At 73.9% G+C, this 24,169-nt stretch carries 18 protein-coding genes; 7 read left to right on the top strand and 11 right to left on the bottom strand.

From position 1 onward, the window contains the following. Nucleotides 1-48: 48 nt before the first annotated feature. Complete coding sequence (locus SCAB_RS30245) at nucleotides 49-972, top strand: LysR family transcriptional regulator (RefSeq protein WP_013003906.1); 924 nt, start codon at nucleotides 49-51, stop codon at nucleotides 970-972. 4 nt (nucleotides 973-976) lie between these two features. Here SCAB_RS30245 and SCAB_RS30240 read toward each other — a convergent pair whose 3' ends face one another. After that, a complete protein-coding gene (locus tag SCAB_RS30240; RefSeq protein ID WP_037725125.1) occupies nucleotides 977-1,537 on the bottom strand; it encodes a TetR/AcrR family transcriptional regulator in 561 nt (186 codons plus the stop codon). A gap of 110 nt (nucleotides 1,538-1,647) precedes the next feature. Beyond that, the gene (locus tag SCAB_RS30235; protein ID WP_013003904.1) at nucleotides 1,648-3,843 is read right to left on the bottom strand and encodes an MMPL family transporter; all 2,196 of its coding nucleotides are present in this window, start codon (nucleotides 3,841-3,843) and stop codon (nucleotides 1,648-1,650) included. A 335-nt stretch (nucleotides 3,844-4,178) separates the two neighbouring features. Here SCAB_RS30235 and SCAB_RS30230 point away from each other — a divergent pair, with 335 nt between their 5' ends. After that, nucleotides 4,179-4,661 carry an SRPBCC domain-containing protein gene (locus tag SCAB_RS30230; RefSeq protein WP_041669827.1) on the top strand — a complete coding sequence of 161 codons (483 nt, stop codon included), beginning with the start codon at nucleotides 4,179-4,181 and terminating at the stop codon, nucleotides 4,659-4,661. A 54-nt stretch (nucleotides 4,662-4,715) separates the two neighbouring features. After that, nucleotides 4,716-5,975: an FAD-dependent oxidoreductase gene (locus tag SCAB_RS30225; RefSeq protein WP_013003902.1), complete on the top strand. Its 1,260-nt coding sequence runs from the start codon at nucleotides 4,716-4,718 to the stop codon at nucleotides 5,973-5,975. A gap of 86 nt (nucleotides 5,976-6,061) precedes the next feature. Here the strand turns inward: SCAB_RS30225 and SCAB_RS30220 are convergent, their stop codons facing one another. The 7 genes from SCAB_RS30220 to SCAB_RS30190 form a co-directional block, all read right to left on the bottom strand. Continuing rightward, nucleotides 6,062-7,300, bottom strand: coding sequence for a cytochrome P450 (locus SCAB_RS30220; protein ID WP_013003901.1), 1,239 nt, complete (start codon nucleotides 7,298-7,300; stop codon nucleotides 6,062-6,064). Nucleotides 7,301-7,498: 198 nt separating this feature from the next. After that, nucleotides 7,499-7,915: a hypothetical protein gene (locus SCAB_RS30215; protein ID WP_013003900.1), complete on the bottom strand. Its 417-nt coding sequence runs from the start codon at nucleotides 7,913-7,915 to the stop codon at nucleotides 7,499-7,501. A 232-nt stretch (nucleotides 7,916-8,147) separates the two neighbouring features. Then, on the bottom strand, nucleotides 8,148-9,194 hold the full coding sequence (locus SCAB_RS30210; RefSeq protein WP_013003899.1) for a ketoacyl-ACP synthase III family protein: 1,047 nt from the start codon (nucleotides 9,192-9,194) through the stop codon (nucleotides 8,148-8,150). A 27-nt stretch (nucleotides 9,195-9,221) separates the two neighbouring features. Then, nucleotides 9,222-10,847 carry a phosphopantetheine-binding protein gene (locus tag SCAB_RS30205; protein WP_013003898.1) on the bottom strand — a complete coding sequence of 542 codons (1,626 nt, stop codon included), beginning with the start codon at nucleotides 10,845-10,847 and terminating at the stop codon, nucleotides 9,222-9,224. After that, the gene (locus SCAB_RS30200) at nucleotides 10,837-12,423 is read right to left on the bottom strand and encodes a class I adenylate-forming enzyme family protein (protein WP_013003897.1); all 1,587 of its coding nucleotides are present in this window, start codon (nucleotides 12,421-12,423) and stop codon (nucleotides 10,837-10,839) included. Before SCAB_RS30200 ends, SCAB_RS30205 begins: the two co-directional genes overlap by 11 nt. Further along, complete coding sequence (locus SCAB_RS30195; protein WP_013003896.1) at nucleotides 12,420-13,484, bottom strand: ketoacyl-ACP synthase III family protein; 1,065 nt, start codon at nucleotides 13,482-13,484, stop codon at nucleotides 12,420-12,422. Before SCAB_RS30195 ends, SCAB_RS30200 begins: the two co-directional genes overlap by 4 nt. 284 nt (nucleotides 13,485-13,768) lie before the next feature. Next, nucleotides 13,769-15,016 carry an MFS transporter gene (locus SCAB_RS30190; protein WP_013003895.1) on the bottom strand — a complete coding sequence of 416 codons (1,248 nt, stop codon included), beginning with the start codon at nucleotides 15,014-15,016 and terminating at the stop codon, nucleotides 13,769-13,771. 264 nt (nucleotides 15,017-15,280) lie between these two features. Here SCAB_RS30190 and SCAB_RS30185 point away from each other — a divergent pair, with 264 nt between their 5' ends. Further along, on the top strand, nucleotides 15,281-16,873 hold the full coding sequence (locus SCAB_RS30185; RefSeq protein WP_013003894.1) for an MFS transporter: 1,593 nt from the start codon (nucleotides 15,281-15,283) through the stop codon (nucleotides 16,871-16,873). A 766-nt stretch (nucleotides 16,874-17,639) separates the two neighbouring features. Here the strand turns inward: SCAB_RS30185 and SCAB_RS30175 are convergent. Both SCAB_RS30175 and SCAB_RS30170 read right to left on the bottom strand, forming a co-directional pair. Next, entirely contained in the window at nucleotides 17,640-18,431 is a 792-nt protein-coding gene (locus tag SCAB_RS30175; RefSeq protein WP_231885147.1) for a thioesterase II family protein, read from the bottom strand. Nucleotides 18,432-18,576: 145 nt separating this feature from the next. Next, nucleotides 18,577-19,413, bottom strand: coding sequence for an AfsR/SARP family transcriptional regulator (locus SCAB_RS30170; RefSeq protein WP_013003892.1), 837 nt, complete (start codon nucleotides 19,411-19,413; stop codon nucleotides 18,577-18,579). A 295-nt stretch (nucleotides 19,414-19,708) separates the two neighbouring features. On the opposite strand from SCAB_RS30170, the gene SCAB_RS30165 reads away from it, so the two are divergent. The 3 genes from SCAB_RS30165 to SCAB_RS30155 are packed head-to-tail and all read left to right on the top strand — an operon-like array spanning nucleotide 19,709 to nucleotide 24,143. After that, on the top strand, nucleotides 19,709-20,026 hold the full coding sequence (locus SCAB_RS30165; RefSeq protein ID WP_037725119.1) for a TIGR04351 family putative TOMM peptide: 318 nt from the start codon (nucleotides 19,709-19,711) through the stop codon (nucleotides 20,024-20,026). After that, entirely contained in the window at nucleotides 20,023-22,419 is a 2,397-nt protein-coding gene (locus SCAB_RS30160; protein ID WP_013003890.1) for a TOMM precursor leader peptide-binding protein, read from the top strand. The genes SCAB_RS30165 and SCAB_RS30160 overlap by 4 nt, the downstream gene beginning before the upstream one ends. A gap of 59 nt (nucleotides 22,420-22,478) precedes the next feature. Next, entirely contained in the window at nucleotides 22,479-24,143 is a 1,665-nt protein-coding gene (locus SCAB_RS30155) for a SagB/ThcOx family dehydrogenase (RefSeq protein WP_013003889.1), read from the top strand. Nucleotides 24,144-24,169 lie beyond the last annotated feature (26 nt).

Genomic DNA, 24,169 nt, shown 5'->3' with positions numbered 1-24,169 from the left:
CACTACACCACAAGCAAGAATTACTGAAGCAGAGCAACAGTACGGCTTATGGAACTGGACCCTCGCCGGCTGCGCGTCCTGCGTGCGGTGGCGTTGCGCGGTGGTGTGGTGGACGCGGCGAAGGTGCTGCATCTGACGCCCTCCGCCGTGTCGCAGCATCTGGCGCAGCTGGAGCGGGAGGTGGGCCAGCCGCTGGTGGACCGTTCGCGGCGCCGGGCGGGGCTGACCCCGGCGGGGCGGCTGCTGGCGGCGCGGGCCGGACGCATCGAGCACGAACTGGCCGAGGCCCGCCGGGAACTCGCCGAGCTGACGGGCCGTTCGACGGGGCCGGTGACGGTCGCCGCGTTCTCCTCCGCGGTGTGCCATCTGCTGGTCCCCGCCCTCGACACGCTCGCCCGCACCCATCCGGGTCTGGAACCGCGGGTGGTGGAGGCGGAGGGGCCCGGGGCGCTGCGCGACCTGCGCACCGGCGGCGTGGACCTGCTGGTCGTCGAGTACGACGGCGACGATCCCGGCCCGGACGCACAGGGGCGCGACCTGGCGTCCGCGGCGGTCGCCGACGACGCGTACCGGGTGATCACCCCCGGCGACTGGTCGCCGTCGCCCCGCTCGGTCCGGGAGCTGGCCGACCGCCCCTGGGTCGCCGCCCCTGCCGGGACGGCCTGCTCCCGCGCCCTGGACCGTATCTGCGGCCAGTACGCCTTCACTCCGCGCAGGGCGCACACGGCCCTGGAGTTCCCGACCACGCTCGCGCTGGTCCGGGCGGGCCTCGGCGCGGCCGTCGTCCCCACGCTCGCCCTCGCCGACGCCCCGCCGGAGACCGTGGCCCTGCCGACGGTCCAGGTCGCGGGTCACCGCCGCATCGCCGCGGTCTGGCCGGCCTCGCCGTCCGGCCCGCAGCCCCGGACGGCGGCCGTGGTGGAGGCCCTGCGACTCGCCGCCGTGCGGCTGGGGCTGCCGCCCGCGCCCTGACCGGTCAGGGCGTCTTGATGAGGGTGTGGATCGCCCGGACGTACGCGTCGGGGTTGGCCTCGTCGCCCATGGCCAGGCGCAGGGTGTAGCCGGTGAGGAGGGCCAGGAGCACGTTCGCCGCGCCGGTGGCGTGCGGGTCGCCGGACAGGCCGTGCCCGGTGCGTTCGTCGCGGATGAGGCCGGCGGCCTTCTCGTGGGCGGTGGCCAGATGGCGGCGGACCTGTTCCGCCAGGCTCGGGGAGACGGCCGCCTCGCCCCAGATCTGAGCCATCAGCCGCGCGTGCTCCCGCCCGTCGCCGCTGCCGTGGACGCGTTCCGGCGACGCGGACAGGTTCGGCGAGGTGACATGGTCCAGGGCCCGGTCGATGGTGTCCTCGCACACGGCCCGCACGAGATGGTCCTTGCTCGGGAAGTAGCTGTAGATCGCGCCGCTGGACAGCCGCGACCGCGCGACGATGTCACCGGTGGAGGCCCGCACGAACCCCTTCTCGGCGAACACGGCACGGGCGGCGTCCAGGATCTGCCGGCGCCGGGCGTCCCGGTGGGCCTCACTGACCTTCGGCATGGCGGGCGGCCTTTCGTCGTCGTGGACGCGTCGTACGTGGGTGATCACGAGGAAGCCGGGCCCGGGGCCTCGCGGGGCGCCCGGGCCCGGGTCGTACCGCCCGGCCGTCGTCAGCCGACGGGTGCGGACGTCCTGTCGGGAGCCGGCGCGGGGGCGGGCTCGGGGGCCTCGGTGTGCTCCATGCGGTCCAGGCGCAGGGCGCGGTGCAGGGCGCGCAGGGGGGCCGGGGCCCACCAGTTGGCCGCGCCGAGCAGGGCCATCAGGGAGGGGACGAGGAAGGCCCGGACCACGGTCGCGTCGATGAGGACGGCGAACGCCGCGCCCAGGCCCAGTTCCTGGATGAACACCAGCCGGGACATCGCGAGCGCGCCCACCGGGATGCAGAACAGTACCGCGGCCGAGGTGACGATCCCGCCGGTGCGGGACAGACCCTGGGCGACCGCCTCGCGGTTGTCCAGGCCCTGGGCCCTGGCCTCCTTGATACGGCTCAGCAGGAAGACGTTGTAGTCCGTGGAGAGGCCGAACGCGAGCGCGAAGACCAGGACGGGCGTGGTGGCCTCGAGCCCGGTCTGCGGGGCGAAGCCGAGGTTGCCGTCCTGGAACACCCACACCAGGAAACCGAAGGCGGCGCCGGTGGACAGCAGGTTCATCAGCAGGGCCTTCAGCGGCAGCACCACCGAGCCGGAGAAGGCGAAGAGCAGCAGCAGGGTGACGACGACCAGGATGCCGCCGGCCAGGGGCAGGGCGTCTGCGATGCTCTGACGCTGCGCCAGGAAGTCGGCGGTCCGGCCGGTGTACCGGGCGGGGTACGGGGCGGCCAGGTCCTGCACGGCCCCGACGGCGTCCTTGGACGAGTCGGTCAGGGGGTCCTCGGCCAGGACGGCGTCGATCTCCCAGTACCGGTCGCCGAGTTCGACGGGGGTGCCCACCGACCTGACTCCGGGGACGGCGCCGATCCGCTCGGTGTAGTCGGCGAGCCGCGCCGTGTCCGGGGCGCCGTCGGTCTCCAGCACGATCTGCAGGGGCGAGGTGGCCCTCGCGTCGTAGTCCTCGTCGAGCACGGCGGCCACCTTGCCCGCGCTGGTCTCCTCGGGCAGGAGGGTGGGATCCACCCCGGTGAAGCGCACGCCCAGCAGCGGCGAGGCGATCAGCAGCAGTACGGCCGTGGCGGCGAGCGCGAAAACGGCGGGGCGGCGCATCACGGCCTGCGCGACGCGGTACCAGCGTCCCTCGGTGGCGCGGGCGGCACCGGCCGTGCGCTGCCAGCGGCGCGGGGCGAGGGAGTTGATCCGCTTGCCCAGCAGGGCGAGCAGCGGGGGCAGTCCGAGGAGGGCGAACAGGGCCGCGGACACCACGGTGATGACGCCGGCCAGTCCCATGGACCGCAGATAGGGCTGCGGGAACGCGATCAGCGCGGCGAGGGCCGCGGCCACGGTGAGGGCGCTGAACAGCACGGTGCGGCCGGCGGTGGCGACGGTCCGCCGGACAGCCTCGGCGCCCGGTCCGTGCTCGGCGAGTTCCTCGCGGTAGCGGGAGACGAGCAGCAGTCCGAAGTCGATGGACAGACCGAGGCCGAGGGCGAAGGCGAGGCTCGTCGCGCCGGTGGAGACGTTCATGAACTCGGTGGCGACGCGCAGGCCCGCCATGGTGAGCAGCAGGGAGACGATGCCGCCCAGCAGGGGGACCAGCGCGGCGACCAGTCCGCGGAAGACCACGAAGAGCACCACGAGGATCACCGGCGTGGCGAGGAGCTCGGCCTGCCCCAGGTCGGTGCTCGACACTTCGGCCACCTGGACGTGACCGGGTGTGGCGCCGCCCAGCCAGGTACGGTCGCGCAGGGTGGGATCGTCGTCGATGGCCTTCTGGAGGGCCTCCACGGCCCGGGCGCTCTCCTGGTCCGTCATGGAGCCGGTGGCGCCGACGACCACGGTGCTGCGTCCGTCGCGGGAGATGAGCGCGGCGCCGTCCGGGGAGGTGTAGTCGAGCACCTGCTCGACCTCGGGGCGGGACCGCAGGAGCTCCGCGGCGGCCGTGACGGCCTTCGGCGGGGCGGTGTCCTCGGCGAGCCGCTCGTCGGTGCGGACCAGCAAGAGGTGGCCCTGCTGGGGGTCGATGCCGGTGGCCCGTTCGATGATCTCGCGGGCCGCGACGTTGCCGCCGCCCGGATCGTCGTAGTCGGACAGGCCGTTGGAGAGTTTCTCCTCCACGGTGCCGCCGTACACGGTGGCCAGGGCGGTGACCAGGAGGGTCAGCAGGAGCAGGACGATCCGCCGGCGGTGCAGGGCCGAGCCCAGAGCCGAGAACATGGGTATTCCTTCCTTCGCGCCCGTGGGGGGCGGGACGCGTACGCCAAGCGTCGGGCAGGGCGCTGGATTCTCACTGAAGCGTCCGGAGGGGACCCTGCTGACCGGCGCTAAGGTCGTGCTAGAGCCGGAGGCCCGCGGACCGCGCCGGTCCGGGTTCGGCCGGTAGCGTCGGCTCCCGAGGCCCTTCACGGCGCGCCCTGCCCCGCCGCCGGGACACCGGCCGCCCCGTCCCGGTCCCGCCGCCTCCCGCCCCTGCCCCCTCTTCGTCCGCACGACCGTCACGGGGCCGCTTCGTCGCGCCCGTGTTCACCGCAGTCCGTCCCGGAAGGAACGTCATGCGCCGTATCTCGTCCGCCGTGCACATCCACAGCACCGTCGACCAGGTGTGGTCGGTGCTCACCGACTTCGAACGGTTCCACGAGTGGAACCCCTTCCTCGTGGAGGCTTCGGGCCGGGCCGAGCCGGGCGCCCGGCTCACCCTGCGGTTCCGGCTGCCCGACGGCGGACGGGAGATGGTGTTCACGCCGACCGTGCTGGAGAGCGAGCCGGGGCGGCTGCTGCGCTGGCGTGGCCGGTTCGGTGTGCCCGGTGTCTTCGACGGGGTGCACAGCTTCGAGCTGATCGCGCGCGAGGGCGGCACCGACGTGGTGCAGACCGAGCGCTTCAGCGGTCTGCTGGTGCCGTTCGCCGGTTCCGTCATCACCCCGTCCGAACAGGGCTTCCGGCACCTCACCGACGCGCTGAAGGTCCGGGTCGAGTCGTCGCACGTGCCCGCGCGTGACCTGGACCGACGGCAGCGGCTGCAAGGGGAGCTTTAGCCCGCGGTCCCACCATCGGGCGACCATGACTCCGCTGGAGAGGCAGCAAAAACGATGACAGCAGAGCTGACCGCACAGGTGTGCGTGGTCGGAGGAGGTCCCGCCGGGCTCACACTGGCCGTGGAGCTCGCCAAGCGTTCCGTGTCGGTGGTGGTCCTGGAGCAGAGCGGACACTTCAACCGCTCCTTCCGCGGCGAGTCGGTGTCCCCGGACTCGGTGTGGCTGCTCGACCGGCTCGGTCTGCTCGACCGGCTCGACGGAACGTACGCGCAGATGCACCACATGGAGATCATCGACTCCGGCAGCACCGTGCTGAGCGTCGACTTCTCCGACTTCCGCTACCCCCACCCCTACCCCGTGGAGCTTCCGCAGCCCGCTCTGCTGTCCGCCCTGGCCGACGCCGGGCGGGAGCACCCGGGTTTCACGCTGCGTCAGTCCGCCACCGCTGTCGCCCTGCTCCGGGAGCAGGGCGACAGCGGACCGGTGACCGGTGTGCGCGCCCGCACCCCCGACGGCGACCTCGTCGTACGGGCGGCGCTGACGGTCGCGGCCGACGGACGGTTCAGCAAGGTCCGGGAGATGTCCGGGCTGCCGTACGAGAAGCAGCCGCTGGACCGGGACGTCGTCTGGCTGCGGCTGCCCTTCCCCGAGGAGTGGGACAGCCACACGTACCGCATCCGTATCCGGGGCGGTGAGCACGGGCTGTTCATCCCCACCCATCCGGACAGCGTGCGGGTGGGACTCAACATCCCCAAGGGCGGCCTGAAGGACCTGCGGGCCCAGGGGCTGGGCGCGCTGCACGAGCGGCTGGACCGGCTCGCTCCCGAACTGTCGACCACCGTGCGCAAGGAGGTGAAGGCCTGGTCGGACACCTCGATGCTGGACATCTTCACCACGGTGGTGCCCCGCTGGTCCATGCCCGGTCTGGTCCTCATGGGCGACGCCGCGCACACCCTGACCCCGATCCTCGGGCAGGGCGTCAACCACGCGATCATCGACGCGGTCACCCTGGCACCCCTGGTCGGGGAGGCCCTCGCCGACGACAGCGCGGCCGCGCTGGTCCGGGCGGGCGAGGAGTTCCAGCGCTCGCGGGAGGAGGCCGTACGCCGTTCCCGCGCCCTCCAGCTGCGCCAGGAGCGTCTCTTCGCCCTCGACGGACGGCTGGGCGGCCTGGCCCGCCGGTCCCTGTACCGGGTGGTGGACCGCAACCAGGCGCTCCAGCAGAAGGTGCTGGCCAGGGCGTACTTCCAGGTGCAGGAGCCGGGTGCCCCCGTGGCCCCGCGGGTGGTGCGGCAGCCGGCCAGCCGCCCCTGAGCGCGGAGCGCCCACCACAGACCGCTGCCCGGGTCCCTCGGAAGGGACCCGGGCAGCGGTCTGTTCGCCGGCGACACCGGCGAAGGTCACCAGGTGACGGGCATACGGCTCAGGGCGTGCACCATCATGCCGCTGGTGAGGCTGAGGTTGCCGACCTCGTCGGCCAGGGCCAGCCGCGGGAAGCGGCGGATCAGGGAGGAGACGGCGATCTGCAGCTCCGCGCGGGCGAGGGCGGCGCCCAGGCAGAAGTGTGCGCCGTGGCCGAGCGCCAGGTGGGCACCGGCCGAGGACCGCGCCGGGTCGAAGACGCCGGAGTCCGCCCCGAAGCGCTCCGGGTCCTGGTTGGCGGAGGCGACGGCCGCGATCACACCGCTGCCCTTGGGAATGGTGGTGCCGGCGATCTCGACGTCCTCCAGGGTGACGCGGAAGGGGCCGCCGTCACCGATGGGGTTGATCCGCAGCAGTTCCTCGACGACCTGGTCGATCGTCTCGGGGCGCTCGCGCAGGGCGGCCAGGTGCTCGGGGTGGCGCAGCAGGGTCAGGACGCACTTGCCGATCATGCTGACCGTGGTCTCGTGCCCGGCGACCAGCAGCGTGATGCCCATGGTGATCAGCTCGTGCTCGCTCAGCCGGTCGCCGTCCTCGTCGTGGACGGCGACGAGGGCGCTCATGAGGTCGTCGGCGGGCTCCTCGCGCTTGCGCTGCACCAGCTGGGCGAGGTATTGGACCATCGACATCCGCTGCTCCATCACCTCCTCGGCGGTGTGCGCGGTGAGCGAGACGAACGCGTCGGACCAGCCGCGGAAGCGGTCCCGGTCCTCGAAGGGCACGCCGAGGAGTTCGCAGATGACCATCACCGGCAGCGGGAAGGCGAAGGCGGGGTTGAGGTCGACCGGCGGGGAGAGCTTCTCCATGTCGTCCAGCAGCTCGTCGGTCATCTGCTGGATGCGCGGGCGGAGGTTCTGGACCCGGCGCGCGGTGAACTCGCGCGAGACGAGCCGGCGCACCCGGGTGTGCTCGGGCGCGTCCATGGTGAACAGGCTGCCCGGCATGGGCGGGGCCGCGGTGAGGCGGGGGGCGCCCTCGTCGAGCATCGCCGCGCGGCTGAAGCGGGGGTCGGCCAGCACGACGCGGGCGTCGTCGTACCGGCTGACCACATAGCCCTCGTCGCCGCTGGGCAGCCGGACCTTGGCGACCGGGCACTTGGCGCGCAGCTCCTCGTAGACGGGGGGCACCTCCACCGCCGAGGGGCGGTGGAAGGGGTACTCGTACGCGGTCTCGGTGTCGGTCCCGTTCCCGGCGGGGGACGCTGAGGCGGTGTCCATGGTGTGGCCTCCGAGGCTTCTTCGGTTCACAGACGTGTCGGGCTGTCGGCCGACAGTCGCAGGGGCGCCTTGCGCAGCGATAAAGGCGCTCTGTACCGACCCGGGCGGCGCACCCACGACAGCAAGCGGGCCCGCGGCCCCGGGGACGGGCTGCGGGCCTGCGGCTGTGCTGATGTCAGTGCTGCCGGCGTGCTGGTGTCAGCGCTGCCAGCCGTCCGGTGTCCGCAGGCCGAAGCCGAGGGCGCGGGCGAACGCGATGCTGGTGAGCCAGCTCATTCCGAAGGTGAAGGGGGCCGCGATGTCCTCCGGGCCGTCCCCGAGGAACGAGAAGACGACCATGATCGCGAACGGGATCACGGCACGGTTCAGCAGGTTGTGCAGGGGGACGGCCCTCGGGGCCAGCCGGCCCGGCTCGGGGGCCCCGCCCAGTCCGGGCGTCCGGGCGAGGAAGGGCAGGGCCGCGCCGAGGATCGCCCCCGGGATCACCCAGCCCATGTGCTTGAGCACCTCGAAGACGTCCCAGAGCAGCAGGAACGCCGCCAGCAGGCCCCAGGCGACGCGCAGCGCGAGGGGGGTGGAACTTCTCGTGGCGCCGGTGGATTCGGTCATCACCATGTATTTCTCCTCGGTGTCGAGGCGTACGGCCGGGGCGGCCGTCCCGGCCGTACGGATCGGCCCGGCCGTACGACCCGGGCGGATCGAACAGTGCAGTATCGGGCGGGCCACTGGAGCGCCGCTGAAGTCGCAGGTGGCGGGCGGCAGATGGAAGGTGCCGGAGGGGAGGTGGCGGGCGGAGGTGACAGGCGGATCCTTCCCGCCCGCGCACCCGGTGAGTCCCCTCGGCCCGTCACCGTTCGTCGCTGCGGAAGGGCTCCCAGTCCGGTACGTCGAGGATCTCCAGGACGGCACAGGTGCAGCTGAACCCGGAACCGCCGCCGACGAGCAGGACCCGGTCTCCCCGGCTCAACTCCCCTCGTTCCACCAGGTCGTTGAGCCCGGCGATCTGGTCACCGGCGCCGAGGTGGCCCACTCGGCGGGCGAACTCCCAGGTGGAGCGCTCGACGGGGATGCCGAGCAACTGCGGCAGCTGCCACTCCAGGCGGCTGCGCCCGCTGGCGAGCGCCACCACCCGGTCGACGTCCGTCCTCGCCATGCCGGCATCGGCCAGCACGGTGTCCACCACGTCGTTCACCACCGCCGCGACCCGCTCGGTGGCCTCCCGGACCCCGCCGTGGGCGCGCATGTAGTGCCCCACCCTGCCCAGCAGGTCCAGCGGTTCGCCCGAGGGCAGGGGGCGCAGCCCGGGGCCGCGCACCACGGCCTCCAGGGAGTTGTCGGCGCCGGTGGCCGTGGACACCAGCCGGGCGAAGCCGCCCCGCGCGGACAGCAGCAGCGCGGTGGCGCCGTCGCCGTACACGAAGCCGGGCTCGCTGCTCCACCGGCGCACCAGGGGCGCGCCGAACCGGTCCGCCGTGGTGACCATCGCCGCTCCGGTCGCCGGGCCGGCGGCGACCTGGCGGGCCGCGATCTCCAGTGCGCCGAGACCGCCGTTGCACTCCTGTTCCAGACCGAAGGCGGGCATGCCCCGGCCGAGGGCGTGCCCGGCCACGTAGGAGGCCGCGGGCCACATCTCCACGCCCTGGAACCAGATGCCGCTGTGGATCAGCAGATCCACGTCGGCCGCGTCCGCCCCGGACCGCTTGAGCGCGGTCGTCGCGGCGTGGACGGCCATGTCCGGAGGGGCCATGGACTCGTCGGCGACGGAGACGGACAGGATCTCGTCCGCCGCGCACTGCTCCGCGTCGTACGCGCCGGACTCCAGGGCGGACCGGGCGAGTTCGGGCTCGCCCAGCCACACCCCCGTCCCCGCCACGTACACACCTTCCCACTTCATGGGGTCTCCTTCTCTGGTCGCTCGGGGTCAGGCCGAGCCGACGGACTGTTCCCGCAGGGCGGACACCACGCGCCACAGCGAGGCGGGGGTGGCGAAGGTGTCGGCCATCAGCTCGGAGTCCGGGACGGCGATGCCGAACGTCTCCTCCACCCGGACCAGGACCTCGACCATCGCGAGGGAGTCCAGGCCCGCCGCCTTGAGGCTGGTGTCGGGCTTCAGCTCGCCCTGGGCGGCGAGCCGGGGCAGGGCCTCCAGGAGCAGGGCCGCGTACGTCGGGTCCCAGGGCGCGGCCGCCTCCTGCGAAGTACCGGCGGGCGTCGTGCCCGTGGTCGTCTGTGTCATGGCGGTGGTGTCCTCCGTACGGGATGCGGTGAGGGGGGAGACGGGGTGGCGCCGCAGGGCCAGGCGGCCGGCGGAGACGGTCTCGCCGCCGTCCACGACGAGTTCGGCGGGCGCCGGGTGGCCGAGGAAGCCGAGCAGGCTCGCGGACAGTCCGTAGGCGCCCACGTTGGGGAAGGCCAGCAGGTCGCCCGGGCGCAGCCCCGGCAGGTCGGCCGCGCGGGCCAGGATGTCCGCGGGCGTGCACAGCGGACCGGCGAGGGTGACGAAGGCGGGCTCCCGGTCGCCGACCTCGTCCGTCGCCGGGCCGGGGCCGGACAGCGGCCGGGCGGACAGGGGCAGCAGCCGGCCCAGGCCCGACAGGCCGCCCAGGTGGTTGATGCCGGCGTCGAGGACCGCGTAGGTGTTGCCGCGGCTGTTCTTCACGTCGGTGACGGTGCTCACCAGCCGGCCGCAGTCGCCCACCAGATAGCGGCCGGACTCGAAGGCGACCACCGGTTCGCCGTCGCGCCAGCCCGGCAGACTCTCGTCGAGCACGGCGGACAGTGCCGAGCGCAGACCGGGGTAGGCGGGCCGTTCGCCGGGGGTCGCGTACGGGGCGGCGAAGCCTCCGCCGAGGTCCAGCAGGTGCAGCGGGATGCCGAGTTCGTCCCGGAGGCTCGCGGCGGTACGCACGCTCTGGGCGAGTTCGGCGAGCAGACCGTCCTCGTCCCTGGCGTTGGTGAGCGGGAAGAAGTGCATCCCGATGATCCGGACGCCCTTCACCAGGAGCCGGGCACCGTGCGCGGTCAGATCGTCGAGGTCGAAGCCGAACTGGGAGGGGCCCCCGGTCATCCGCAGGCCGCCCTCGCCCGGTGCCCCGGCCGCGTTGATCCGCAGCACACAGTCCGCGGTGACGCCGTGGGCGTCCGCGGCGGCTCCGATCCGGTCCAGGTCGCCGAAGGACTCGGCGGAGAAGGTGCGCATCCCCGCCGCGATCGCCTCGTCGAGCTCGGCCGGGACCTTGCCGGGGCCGGAGTACATCAGTTCCGCCGCCGGGTGGCCCGCTTCGAGGGCCGCGGCCAGTTCGCCGCGCGAGGTCACCTCGGCGCGGGCGCCGCCCCGGCGCAGTTCGGCGACGAGATCGGGGTGCGAGTTGGCCTTCAGCGAGTAGTAGACGCGGGACGGCTGCGGCAGGGCGGCCCGCAGGTCCTCCAGGGCGGTGCGCACCCGGGCCAGGTCGTAGACGTACAGGGGGCTGCCGTACTGCTCGACGAGCCGGCGGACCGTCATGTCGTCGCCGGGGGACCCGGTGCGGTCGCGGTCAGTGGACATAGGTGCCCTCCATGAGCTGCCGGCGCAGCTCCTTGCGGTCGGTCTTGCCGTTGGGGGTGAGGGGAAGGGCGGCCAGCACGTGGCAGACGTCCGGCACCTTGGCGGCTTCGAGGCGGTCCCCGAGCCGGGCCAGCACCTGTTCCCCGTCGACGTCGGGACTCTCGCCGACGACGAAGAGGACCATGTCGCGGTCGTCCTCCGGCACGAGCAGCGCCGCTTCGCGCACGCCGTCGATGTCGAGCACGGCGGCCTCGATCTCGACGGAACTCATGCGCGAGCCGCGCCGCTTGAACAGGTCGTCCCGGCGGCCCTGGAAGTAGACGTGCCCGTCCTCGTCGAGCCGGCCGTAGTCGCCGGTGTGCAGGGTGACCGGGCCGCCGTCCGCACCCGGCCGGAACCGGAGGGCGGTCTGCTCGGGGGAACGCCAGTAGCCGGCCATCAGGTGCGGGCCGCGCACCACGATCTCGCCGGTCTCCCCCGTCGGGAGCGGTCGTCCGTCGTCGTCGACGACGAGCACCTCGGTGCCGGGCAGCGCGGGCCCCACCGAGCCGGGGCGGGCCAGATCGCCGTCGGGTTCGAGGATGGTGATCCGCTTGCACTCGGTGGTGCCGTACATGGGTGCCACCGACGCGCCGGGGAACGTCTCCCGGAGCGTGGCGATGAGCGGGGGGTTGAGGGCGGCGCCGGTGTTGGTGAACAGGCGGATCCGGGTGGGCCGCTGGTCGCGGGAGGCGAGTTTGACGAGCAGTTCGCCGAGCGACGGCACGAGGGGGACGACGGTCGCCCCGTGGTCCCGGGCGAAACCGAGCAGCCGGGCGTGGTCGGCGGGGCCCGACAGCAGCAGTTCGGCACCGGCGAGCGCGCTGAGGAAGACCTGGTAGAGGCCGTAGTCGAAGGAGAGGGGGACGGCGGTGAGCACGATGTCGTCGGGGCGGTACTCCAGCCGTGCCGCGATGGCGCGGGCGGCGAACGCCACGGGTCCGTGCGGGCAGGCCACCCCCTTGGGCGCCGCGGTGCTGCCCGAGGTGTAGATGAGCAGGGCGAGCCGGTCGGCGGGCACCTCGGTCTGGGTGCGGGCGGCCGGGTCGGCCGGACCGGACAGGTCCAGCTCGGAGACGACGGCGACCGGCACCCCGGCCGGCCAGACCAGGCCGTCGGCGCCGTCGCGCTCGGCGTCCTCGACGACGATCAGCGAGGGCTCGGAGTCGGCGAGCACCGACTGGAGGTGGAAGGCCTTCATGCCCGGGTTGACGGGCACCAGGACCGCACCCTGCCGCCAGGTCCCGTACAGCAGGGCGGTGAACTCGCGGGTGCTGCCGACGCGGGCCAGCACCCGGTCGCCGGCCTTGACGCCGCGGCCGTCCAGGATCCGGGCGAAGGAGTCGGCGGCGGCGTCGAGTTCGGCGTAGGTCCACACGCCGTAGCGGTCGCGCACGGCGGGGGCGTCGGGCCGGCGGGCGGCGGCGGCCGTCAGGAACACCTCGGCGGCGTTGTCGACGCGGGGGGCGGTCTCGGTGCCGACGGCGTCGTCGATCAGGGCCGTGCCGGGGAAGGATCCGATCACGGTCGCGGTCATCGCTGCTCCTCGGGGGTCTGAGGTTCGGCGGCCGGAGTCGTCCAGCCGGGGGTGCGGAGGATCTCCAGGACGGCGCAGCTGGCGGTGCCCGGGCCCGCGGAGAGCATCAGCACCCGCTCGCCCGGACGCAGCGCGCCGGTCTCGGCGAGGTCGTTGAGCGCGGCGAACTGGTCGCCGGCGCCGAGGTGGCCGGTACGGCGGCCGAACTCCCAGGTGGTGCGCTCCTGCGGCACTCCCAGCAACTGCTCGGCCTGCCACTGCATCTTGCTGCGGCCGCCGGTCGGGATGACGGCGTGCGCCAGGTCCTCCCGCCTCGTCCCGGACTCCGCGAGGGCGTCGTCGACGGCACCCTTGACCATGGCGACCAGCCGGTCGGTGGCCTCCCGGATGTTGCCGCCCCGGGAGCGCAGATAGTGGGCGAAGCGGCCGGCGTGCTCGTACGGCTCCTGGGTGGGCAGCGGGGTGAGGCCCGCTCCCCTGGCCAGCGCCTCCATGCGGTTGTCGGCGCGGGTCACGGTCGACAGCACCCGGGCGAAGCCGTCGCGGTTGGAGAGCACCAGGGAGGTGCCGCCGTCGGCGTAGACGAGGCCCGCCTCGGCGCTCCATCGGTTGATCAGGGGCTCGGCGAAGCGGTCCGCGGTGGTGAGCACCGCCGCGGCCTCGTCCGGCTCGGTGGTCAGCTGCCGGGCGGCCAGCTCCAGCGAGCCGATGGCCGCGTTGCACTCCTGCTTCACCTCGAACGCCGGCACATTCCAGTGGACGGCGTGGTCGGCGACGTACGACGCCACGGGCCACATGGTCTGGCCCTGGAACCAGACGTAGTTGTGCAGCAGCAGACGTACGGCCTCGGGGGCGAGACCGGACCGCTTGAGCGCGGTGGTGGCGGCCTGTACCGCCATGTCGGGTGGTGCGATGTCCTCACCGGCCACCCGGACGGACAGCAGACCGTCCGCCTCGAACTGCTCGGGGTCGTACTCACCCGCCTCCACGGCGGCGCGGGCGGAGAGCGGTTCGGGGAGCCAGGCCCCCGTCCCCGCCACGTAGACGCTTTCCCAGCGCATGGTTCTCCCATCGGTCGGTTGGCTCACCCGGGCCCGGCCGTGCGGCGAGGCCGCACGGCCGGGGTCCCGGGATCCGCCCTGCGGGGATCGTCGGCCCTGACGCTTTGGCCCTGCTAAAGACCGGGCGCGCGCGGGAGGCGAGTGCGGGCCCGGCGGGGACCGCGGCCGTTCCGCGCCGGGCCGGCCCGTTTGGCCGGGCGGCGGACACGGGCATGCCCCGGCTGCCGTTGGGGCAGTCGGGGCACGGCCGCGCCGGGCGGCACGCCGGGGGAAGCGTGGCGCCGTCAGCCGACGGTGGTCGTCGTCGCCTCCGGACGCGGGACGCGCGCGGAGGAGTCGGCCGCCGTGTCCGGGGCGGCCAGGGAACGGGCGATCAGGAGGACGCCGAGGACGAGGAGGAGCGGCACGCACATCGCCGCGCGGTAGGAGACGGCCGCGCCGACGGCTCCGACCAGGGGCGGGCCGATCAGGAAGCCCACGTAGTTGAAGAGGTTGACGCGTGCCACGGCGGTGTCCTGCGCGCCCGGCAGCCGCTGCGCGCCGATCACGATGACCTGCGGGATGATCACGGACAGCCCCGCGCCGAGTACGGCGAAGCCGAGCGCGCCGGTCACGGGTTCCGGCGCGGCGGCGACGACGGCGAACCCCACCGCGGCGAGCAGAGCGCCCGCGCGCACCACGGCGACCGTCCCCCACCGCTGCACCCAGCCGTCGCCGAGGGCACGGCCCAGCAGGGTGGCCGCCATGTAGAGGCCGTACGGGACGGTCGCCATCGCCTCCGAACTGTGCAGGGTGTCCTCCAGGAACTTGGCGCTCCAGTTGGTCGCGGTGGAGTCGGCGACGACGGACACGGCCATGATCACGCAGAGGGGCAGCAGCGGTTTCCAGGGGACGCCACGCCGTCCGCGCGGCCTCGGGGAGGCCGCGCGGGCAGAGGTAGCGGCGCCGGTCGCCTCGTCCTGGCCGTCCGGCCGCGCGGTGAGGCGGGGGCCGGCCGCGATCGCCCACGGCAGCAGCAGGGCGACGGTGCCGGCGAAGAGGGTGAGCAGGGAGAAGTCCCAGTAGGCCCCGGCCCAGGCGAACAGGGCGCCGAGGATGCCGCCGAGACTCGCGGCGCCGTGGAAACCGAGCATGATGCTGCGCCCGTGGCCGCGCTGGATCGCCACACCCGTCATGTTCAGGCCCGCCTCCATGGCGCCCACCAGCAGTCCGAAGACCGCCAGACAGGCCGCCAGCTGCCAGACCTGGTCGCCCGCCCCTACGCCGGTCAGCGCCAGACAGATGACCGGCTGGACGATCCGGACCACGACGGGCGCGGGAACCCGGCGCACCACGCGCGAGACGGTGACGCTGCCGACGCCGGCGAGGATCGGTACGGCGGCGAGGAACAGCGGGAGTTCGGCGTCGCTGAGGTCGTACCGGTCCTGGATCGCCGGGATGCGGGTGACCAGCAGGGCGAAGACCGCACCGTGCACGAGAAAGATCAGCAGTAGTGCGGAGCGGGCCCGCCGCAGCCGTACCGGGATCTCCATGGCACCTCCTTCGGTGATCGCCGCCGCTCACCCGAGGACGGCACCGGCCGGACCGTAGGGAGCGGCGCTGAAGCGCCGCTAGAGCGGAGGGCAGGATGGTGCCGTCCTCGGGCGGTCGGCGGGCGGCCGGTCGTGGCGACGGGCCGTGGCGACGGGTCGCGGTGGTACGGCCGTCAGGGTGCGGCCGCGCCGCAAGTGGCCCTTCAGCGGGTCCGGCGAGGGTGACGGCGACCCCTGTGCCCACGCCCGACGGAGGACCGACCCATGACCGGCACCGAGCCCGGCACCGAGACCGCGGATCCCCGCCGCTGGTGGATCCTCGGTGTGCTCTCCCTCGCCCTCTTCGCGATCGTGCTCAACAACGGCCTGCTCAACGTGGCCATCCCGCAGATGATGCGGAGCCTGGACGCCGACACCGGCCAGATCCAGTTCATCGTCGACGGCTACGCCCTCGCCCTCGCCGGAGCGCTGCTGACCGCCGGAACGCTCTCCGACCGGTACGGCCACAAGCGCGCGACCCTGTTCGGGACCGTCGTCTTCGGCATCGGATCGGTGGTCGGGGCGACGGCGGCGGGGACCGGCCAGCTGACCGGGGCGCGGGTGCTGATGGGACTGGGTGCGGCGTGCATCATGCCCGGCACGCTCGCCGTCCTGGTCCATGTCTTCCCGCCGGCCGAGCGGGCCCGCGCGATCGGGATCTGGAGCGGCTGCTCCGCGCTCGGGGTCGCGGCCGGCCCGGTGGTCGGCGGCGCCCTGGTCAGCCACTTCTGGTGGGGGTCGATCTTCCTGGTGAACCTGCTGCCGGTGGCCGTGGTGGTGGTCGCCGGAGCGCTGCTGCTGCCGGAGTCCGCCGATCCCTCGCCCCGCCGCCCCGACCCGCTCGGCGCGCTGCTCGGCACGGGCGTCATGGTGGGACTGGTCTTCGGGACGATCCAGGCGTCGAAGCACGGCTGGTCCTCCGCGGGGCCGGTCACCGGCTTCACGGTGGCCGCCGTCGCGGGTGTCTGCTTCGTGCTGTGGGAGCGCCGGCACCCGCACCCCATGGTGGACTTCGCCCTGCTGCGCCGGGCACCGTTCATCGGGGCGAGCGTGAGCATCCTGCTGCTGATGTTCGGGCTGGCGGGCACACTCTTCGTCCTCACCCAGAGGCTGCAGTTCGCCCTCGGCTACGGGGCCCTGCAGGCCGGTCTCGCGGTGATGCCCGTGGCGTTCGCCGTCCTGCTCGGCACGCTGGTGTGCCCCGCGGTGGTCCGCCGGGTCGGGCCCGGCGGGAGCGTGGCCGTGGGCCTGGCGGTCGGGGCGGCGGGGGTGCTGGTCCTCGGCCGGGTCGGCGAGGGCTATCCCCCGGTGCTGGCCGGGCTGGTCCTGGCGGGGATCGGCTTCGGCCTCGCCATGGGGCCCACCACGGACGTGGTCATGTCCCTGGTGCCGCCGGAACGGTCGGGGGCGACCGGTTCGCTGGACATGACGATGCAGGAGTTCGGCAACGCGCTGGGCGTCGCCGTCGTCGGCAGTGTGCTGGCCCACAGTTATACGAGCGAGATGACCCGGTCCGGTCAGCCGGAGGCGACCAGGCGGACGCTGGAGAGCGCCCTGAGCCTCGCCGACCGCACCGGCGGCGACGCCGGCCAGGCCCTCGCCACGACCGCGCGGACGGCCTTCGACCACGCCGCGGGGGTCGGACTGACCGTGGCGGCGGCGGTCGTGGCGGGCGGCGCGGTGGTGGCGGCCCTGCTGATGCCGGGCCGCACGGGGGCGCGCGGCGCGTCCGTCCCGGCGAGCGCGCACCCCGGGAAGACCGAGGTCTCGGCCGCCCCCGCACCGGAGGTTCCGGCCGGGCAGGCGCCCGCCCGCTGAGCGGCCTCGGCGACGAGCGGCGGGCGGCGGGCGGCGAGGGGCGAGGCGGCGAGGGGCGAGGCGGCGGGGGAAACCGGAGAGCCGAGGAACCCGCTCACGGACGGCGCGAGCCGGGCCCTGCGCTTTCAGGAGGCAGGGCCGGCCACCGTCCGGTCCGGTTCGCACAGGGCGCCGGGTCCGCGGCAGGACGTCCTGGATCCGGCGGGCCGGCGGCAGGAGGGCGGGGTGGTCCTCGCTCGGCCGCCACGGGAGAGGTACGCGCGCATCGCGTCCCTCGGCACCGGCACGAACGGATGCAGCAGGCCGGAGACGGTCAGGGACCGCGACGGGCCCGGCGCGACACCCGCGGTGCCGCGGCACTGCGGCGTCCACGAGACGGCGGCCACGAGGCGACGGCCGCGTGACGGCGACGCGTCCGGGAGCGCCGACCGGGGTGCCGCGTCCGGCGCGCCACCGGCGAGGGCGGTGTTCACGGGAGCCGCAGGACGCTGATGTCGAAGACCTCCTGGACGTGCGCGGCCCGCCGCGTCCGTCCGGCCGCCGGAGGAGAACGCGCGCCGGGACGGGCACCGGAGACGGACCGGCCGGGGGCCGGCGGGAGCGTCGAGGCACCCGCGGAGAGCGCCGGCCGCATGCCTCACGCACCCGGGCACGCCGTTGCGCCGACACGAGGCTCGTGTCGGCGCAACGGCCGTCTCCCGGCAGGTCACCGGCCCCGGCCCGATCGCGGAGCGGCGGCCGGAGCCCCCGTCCCGGAAGCGGGTGGTCAGTCGGTCGAGGCTCCCACCAGGTCCATGCCGAGCAGGTCGGCGAAGTCGGTGTAGCGGCTCAGCACCTCGGAGAGCCGGTCGAGGAAGGCGCTCTCCTGCTCCCTGATGTAGAAGTGGCCGCCCGGCACCACGACGGTCTCGCTGTCCTCGGTGGAGTACAGGGACCACTCCCGTACCTCGGGGACCGTCACCAGGCGGTCCTCGGTCCCGGCGAAGGTGTGCAGCGGAACCGGCAGCGGGGTGCGGTCCACGCTCCCGGCGCCCTCACAGAGCATCAGATCGCCCCGGACGACCGGCAGCAGCGCCGCCAGCCACTCGGGCCGGTCCAGCAGCACCCGGGGCAGACCTCCCAGCGCGGCCAGCCCGCGCATGAGTTCCGCGTCGTCCGCCACATAGCCGTGGGTGAGGGGCGGGGCCGGCAGGTGGGGGGCGCGGTGGGCCCCGAGGAGGAGCGCGAGGGGGAGCCGTTCGCCGCGGGCCCGGCGGTGCTGGGCCAGGGCGAAGGCGATGAGCGCGCCCATGCTGTGCCCGAACAGCACGTGCGGGTGGTCGAGTTCCTCGCCCAGCTCCCGGTCCAGGTCCGCCACGAGCGCGGGGAGATCGGTGAAGCGGGGCTCCGTCATCCGGCCCTCACGGCCCGGCAGCTGCACCGGCAGTACCTCGATGCCGGTCCCCAGCCAGCGCTGCCACCCGGCGTAGGCGGAGGCGCCCCCGCCCGCGTAGGGGAAACAGAACATGCGCAGGCGACCGTCGTGGCGTGGACCACCGCGTCTCAGGTATCGCGTCATCGTGACCGGAACTCCTCTCGTTGCGCGGTGGCCACCAGGTGGCCAGTACCCGCCGTGCCCCCAGCGTCGGGAGCGGCGCTTAAGGGCCGCCAAACGCACCGGGCGAAGAGAGGAACGTCCCTGGTCGGTGCCGGGGAGGCCGGGATCAGACCGAGGCGGGCGTGAGCGGCACGGCCCGCGGTCCGGCGCCGCCGGGCACGGCCGGATCCGGTGACTCCAGGGCGGGGTCGGCCCGCAGGATCGCCTGGTGCAGCCGCTGCAGCCGGGTCGACGGCTCCAGCGCGAGCTCCCGGATCAGACACTGGCGCAGCCGCTGGTAGATGCCGAGGGCGTGGGAGGGCCGGCCCGAGCGGTACAGCGCGAGCATCAGCTGCGCGTGCACGGTCTCGTGCAGCGGATGCTGGGCGGCCAGCGCGGTCAGCTCCCCGAGCAGCGCGGCGTGCCGGCCGAGCCGCATGTCGGCCTCGATCCTGGCGTCCAGTGCGCCCAGTCTGGTCTCCTCCAGCCGTACGGTCTCGACCTCCAGCGCCCGGCCGATCTGCACGTCGGCCAGGGCGGGCCCGCGCCACAGCGCCAGCGCCTGGTGCAGCAGCGCGGACGCCTCGCGGGCGGCGCCCTCGCGCAGCGCCGTCTGCCCGGCCACGGACAGCCGCTGGAACTGCGTGGCGTCGTCGGGCCCGGCCACGTCCAGCGCGTAGCCGCCGTAGCGCGTGCACAGGATGTCCTTCGGCCCGCGTACCGCGGTCGGGCCCAGCACCGTGCCCAGCCTGCGGCGCAGTTGCCGTATGTAGGTCTGGAGGGTGGCGGGCGCGGTGCGCGGCGGGGCGTCCCCCCACAGTTCGTCGAGCAGGGTGGACACGGTCACGACCTGACCGGCGTGCAGGGCCAGCAGGGCGAGCACCTGACGGGGCTTGGCCGCGCTGGGCACCACGGACGTGTGGTCGAGCTGGGCGACGAGCGACCCCAGGACCCGGATCTCCATGTGTGGACTCCCTTCAGCCAAAACCGCCGGCTTGCGTTTCGGAGCTCTCCACAGTGGCACGGAGCGCCGCGCCGCCCCAGTGATCGCTTCATCGCCCGCGCATGAATTACCGAGGAGGCGACCCATGACGAATTCACACGGGAGGCATGAGCGGAACACTGTCGGTGACGACCCCGGTCCCCGAAGAATCCTGTCTGCCGGTCCGACCACGGCGACGTCCGATCCATCACACACAGGTTCAACGGAGGGCAACGTGCACGAAGGCGTTATTTCCACTCTCGACGGTGCGTGCGACATGGACCAGGCCGTGGGCCTCGACTCGACCCCCGGCCAGGAACTGCGGTTCATGGAGCTGGTCGCACAGGCGTGGCTGGAGCCGGAGCTTTCGCGCCGCTACCAGGTGGACGCCCGTTCGGTGCTCGACGAGTTCGGCGTCACGCTGGCCCAGGGCCAGCAGCCGCCGTCGCTGCCGGAGAACCCGGTGTGCGAGCTGACCATCGAGGAGCTGTCACGGCCGGGGACCGCCCACGCGTTCCTCTGCTTCTGCCTCTCGCCCGCCCCGGAGCACCGGTACACGGACGCGCCGGACGGCAACCGGGCGGTCGCGCGGTGACCGCCGTCTTCGGCGAGCGTCCCGCGCGGGTGCCGAGAGCGCACGACCGCCGGCTCGTGGGATTCCGCAGCCATCTCAGAGCGGAGGTCGTCGCCGACGACGCGGCCTATCTGCTGTCCGACCGGGGGGTGACCGCTCTGCAGGGCGATCACATCGAGGCCCTGGTGCCGCTGCTGGACGGCACCCGGGACCTGCCGTCCGTGCTGCGGGACGCGGCCCCCGCGATCCCGCCCGAGCGGGTGGGGCTGCTGATCGGGAGGCTCGCCCAGGCCGGCCTCGTGGGGTACGCGACACCGGCCCCGGTCGGCGGCGGCTGCGACGACCCGACGAGGCCCGCCCGCGCATACTGGGAGCTGGCCGGGCTGGACGGCACGGCGGCCCTGCGGCAGGTGGCCGCCGCACCGCTGGAGATCCTGACGGTGGGCGGCGCGAGCGCCGAGGGAGTGGCCGAGGCGTGCCGGGCCGCGGGACTCGCGGTGTCCACGGACGGCTTTCACCACGGACACGCCCACGGGGCGCACCGCGCGCCCGGGGAGGACGTGACCGGGCTGTCCCTGGTCGTCTGCGACGACTACCTCAACCCCGAACTGCGGGAGATCGACGCGCTGCACCGGATCACGGGCCGGCCCTGGCTGCTGGCCAGGCCCGGCGCCTCGACGGCGTGGGTCGGGCCGGTGTTCCAGCCGGGTGCCGGGCCCTGCTGGTCGTGCCTGGCGCACCGGCTGCGCGGCCACCGGCTGTGCGAGGCCCCGGTGCGCCGTGCGCTCGGCCTGACCGGGCCGGTGCCGCGGCCCGCCGCCCAGGTGCCGCCGACGGCCGCGGCGGCCGCGCAGCTCACCGCGCTGGAGACGGCGAAGTGGCTGGCCGGCTACCGCTATCCGGGCCAGTCGGCGGTCCTGACGCTGGACACCCTCGCCCTGACGACCCGCCATCACGAGCTGCGGCGCCGCCCGCAGTGTCCGGACTGCGGCGACCCCGGCCTCGTCACGCGGCAGGTCCTGCAGCCGGTGACGATCGCCTCCCGGCCGAAGGCGCCGCACGCCTCGGGGGGACACCGGGCGTGCTCCCCCGAGGAAGTCCGTGACCGGTACCGGCATCTGGTCAGCCCGGTGACCGGGGTGATCGAGGAGATCCGCCGGGACCCCCGGGCGCCGGCGGGTACGCACTGCTACCTGGCGGGCCGCAACGCCGCGCTGGGCGGCTCCGACCTGGCCCGGCTGCGGGCCGGTCTGCGGCAGCTCAGCGGCGGCAAGGGCGCCACGGCGCTGGACGCCGAGGTGAGCGCCATGTGCGAGGCCCTGGAGCGGTACAGCGGCACCCTCCAGGGGGACGAGCCGCGGACCAGGGACAGTCTGCGCGGTCTGGGGGACGCGGCCGTCTCCCCGGACGCCTGCCAGCTGTTCGCCGCCCGGCAGTTCCGCGACCGGGAGCGGTGGAACGCCCTGCACGGCGCGTTCCAGTACGTCCCCGAACCCTTCGACGACCGGGCGCCGGTCGACTGGACGCCGGTGTGGTCGCTCACCGAGCAACGGCAGCGGCTGCTGCCGACCGGCATGCTGTACTTCCCGGGTTCCCTCGACGGGTCGCCCCCGCCGGTGGCCGGCCGGCGCTCGCTGCGCGCCGACTCCAACGGCAACGCCGCCGGCAGCAGCCCGGAGGACGCGATCCTGCACGGTTTCCTGGAACTCGTCGAGCGGGACGCCGTGGCCCTGTGGTGGTACAACCGCACCCGTCAGCCCGGCGTACGGCTGGACGGGACGGGCGGTTTCGGCGACGGCTGGACCGAGGAACTGCTCGACGCCTACCGGCACCTGAACCGTGAGGTGTGGGTGCTGGACCTGACCGCCGACCTCGGCATCCCGGTGTTCGCGGCCCTCTCGCGGCGCACCGACAAACCCGCCGAGGACATCATGTTCGGGTTCGGCGCGCACTTCGATCCGGCCCTCGCGCTGCGCCGCGCCCTGACGGAGATGAGCCAGCTGCTGCCCGCGGTGACCGGCGCCCGGCCCGACGGCACGGGGTACGGCACCACGGACCCCGGACCGCTCGGCTGGTGGTGGGGGGCGACCGTCGCCACCCAGCCCCATGTGCTGCCCGACCCCACGCAACCGGCGCGCGGCCCGGCCGACTTCGGCTTCCGCAGCCGTCCGGACCTGCGGGACGACGTCGAGGCCGTCGTGGAGCTGCTGCGCGGGCACGGCATGGATCTGCTGGTGCTCGACCAGACCAGGCCCGACATCGGGATCCCGGTCATGAAGGTCGTCGTACCGGGCCTGCGCCACTTCTGGGCCCGGTTCGCGCCGGGCCGGCTGTTCGACGTACCGGTTCGGCTGGGCCGGCTGGCCGCGCCGACTCCGTACGAGGACCTCAACCCCGTCCCCTTGTTCGTCTGATCGTCATCGTTCGTCCGGAACGGCGCCCCACCGCCGTTCCCGTCCTCCAGGAGCCCTCGATGCCCGCCGAAAGGCCGTTCAGCACAGCCGCGACGACGCGGAGCGACCGGCGCTGTGTCGACCTGTGGTCGCTCCGCGAGGACGTCCTGGTGGACGCGGGCGATCCGGCCGGTCCCGTGGTGCTGTCAGGGCGCTGGGGGGAGACCCGGCTGCACCGGGCGGGCCCGCTGGTCCGCGAGGCCCTGCGGCGGATGAGTCTCGGACCGATCTCACTGGCCAACGTGGTCGCCGAGCTGGCGGCCGAAAGCTCCGTGCGCCCCTCCTCCCCCGGGGGGCGCACGGCCACCGCCGCGGACGAGCAGGCCGAGATACTGATGCTGCTGCACCGGCTGCGGCACCTGGTGGTCCGTTCGCTGACGCTGGAGGACGCCGAACAGCCGCTGCTGTCGGTGGTCCCGATCGTGCAGTCGGCGCGCTACCGGCCGGGCACCTTCGACCGGAGCCGTGCGGTGCGCCTGTCCCGTTTCGCGTTCCTGCGCAGCGAGGGCGAGGGATTCGTCCTGGAGAGCCCCGTGTCGCTGTACCGGGTCGTGGTGCACGGTCCGGAGGCGGCCTGGGTGATCGGCATGCTCGGTCGCGCGCACACCCTCGACGAGATCGTGGCGGCCGTCCCCCTCACCACTCCGGTCGTCGCGGAGATCGTCGCCCATCTGCTGGGTACCGGCATGGTCCTGGCCGCCGAACCCGGATCCGCCGAACTCGAATCCGACGAACCCCGGCCCGCCGAACGGGAGTCCGCCGTCCGGGCCCTGCCGTCCCGGACGGGCGCGGACGACGGCGGCCGCGGCGCCGACTCGGTTCCGGTGTTCGCGGAGGACACGGACCCGGCCCTGCTGTCCTGGAGCGCGGTCGACCTGCTGTTCCACAGCCGCTCCACCCTCGGCAGGCACGACGCGGACTTCGGTGCCACCTATCCGCTCGCCGAGCGCCTGCCCCCCGCCCCGGCCGTCAAGCCGCTCCCCGACGGGCCGCGCCTGCCCCTTCCCCGGCCCTCCCTGAGCGAGGTGACGGCCGCGGACGCGCCGCTCACCACCGTGGTGGAGGCGCGCCGCAGCATCCGGTCGTACGGCTCGGAGCCGCTCACCGCCGCCGTCCTGGGCGAGTTCCTGTACCGGGCGCTGCGGGTGCGCGGGCTGCCCGAGCAGCACGGCGAGGGCCGGCACGAGGAGGAGTACACCGACCGCCCGTACCCCAGCGGCGGCCGGGCCTACGAGCTCGAGTTCTACCTCACCGTCCGGGACTGCGCCGGGATCCCTCCGGGCACCCACTACTACGCGCCGCTGGAGCACTGTCTGGTGCGCGTCGGCGACGAGGGCCCGGACGCGGCGACGGCGGAACTGCTGGCGGAGGCGCAGATCTCCGCCGGGCTGGACACACCGCCCGCCGTGGTCATCACCATCACCTCACGCATCCACCGGCTGTCGTGGAAGTACAGCGGCCTCCCCTACTCGCTGACGCTGAAGCACGTCGGCGCGGTGATCCAGAACCTGTATCTGATCGGGACCGCGATGGGCCTGGCCTCCTGCGCCCTCGGCAGCGGCGACATCGAGCTGGCCGCCCGCTCCACGGGCACCGACTGGCTGACCGAGCCGAGCGTCGGCGGTTTCGCCCTCGGTGTGGCCCCGAAGGCCGTCACCAACCATCCATGCAAAGCGCACAGTTGATCCATGAGTCCTACATTTATTACTTA

The organism is Streptomyces scabiei 87.22 (assembly GCF_000091305.1).
Classification (GTDB): Bacteria; Actinomycetota; Actinomycetes; order Streptomycetales; family Streptomycetaceae; genus Streptomyces; species Streptomyces scabiei.
This window is presented reverse-complemented; position numbering and strand designations above follow the sequence as displayed.